This window comes from Polyangium sp. 15x6 (genome assembly GCF_029960785.1).
GTDB lineage: Bacteria > Myxococcota_A > Polyangia > Polyangiales > Polyangiaceae > Polyangium.
Window position 1 is genome coordinate 1 of sequence record NZ_JASBQE010000267.1, and the last position, 788, is coordinate 788.

Genomic DNA, 788 nt, shown 5'->3' on the forward strand with positions numbered 1-788 from the left:
CGCCACGACATACGCGACCAGCCGCTTGTCGCCAGACGCGTCCTCCCGTGCCACGATGACGCAGGCGCGCACCGACGGGTGCGTAGCGAGCGCGGCCTCGATCTCGCCGAGCTCGATCCGGAAGCCGCGAACCTTGACCTGATGGTCGATGCGGCCAAGGAATTCCAGCTCGCCGTCGTCCCTCCAGCGCGAAAGGTCGCCGGTGCGATACATTCGGGCGCCCGGCTCGTGCGAGAAGGGGTCAGGGACGAACCGCTCGGCCGTGAGCTCGGGGCGATTGAGGTATCCGCGAGCGAGCTGCACGCCCGAGAGATAAAGCTCCCCCGCGACGCCGACGGGGACCGGGCGCAGCTGGTCATCGAGGACGTAGGTACGCGTGTTGTCGATTGGACGTCCGATCGGGACCGGTCCCTCCTCCTCCGGCCGGCAGGCGTAACTCGTGACATCGATGGCGGCCTCGGTGGGGCCATAGAGGTTATGGAGCTCGCCCTTGCTGCCCGCATACCAGGACGCACGCAGGTGTGCCGGCAGGGCCTCGCCGCTGGCGAAGACCATCCGGAGCGACGCACGCTCGCAGGGCTCGGTGGCGGCCAGGAATACGCCGAACATGGAGGGGACGAAATGGGCCACGGTGACGGCACTGGCCTCGATGAGCGCAGCGAGATAACGCGGATCCTTGTGCCCCTCGGGGGCGGCAATGACCATGCGCGCGCCCTCCAAGAGGGGCCACCAGAGCTCCCAGCCCGATACGTCGAACGACAGGGGCGTCTTCTGCAAGACGGCGTCGG

Annotated in this window: 1 protein-coding gene; it reads right to left on the reverse strand. The window is 68.3% G+C overall.

Features of this window, described 5'->3' with window-relative positions; translation table 11 throughout:
• Window positions 1–788 (reverse strand): AMP-binding protein (locus QHF83_RS53375; protein WP_348980549.1); only part of this gene is annotated, 788 nt, incomplete at both ends.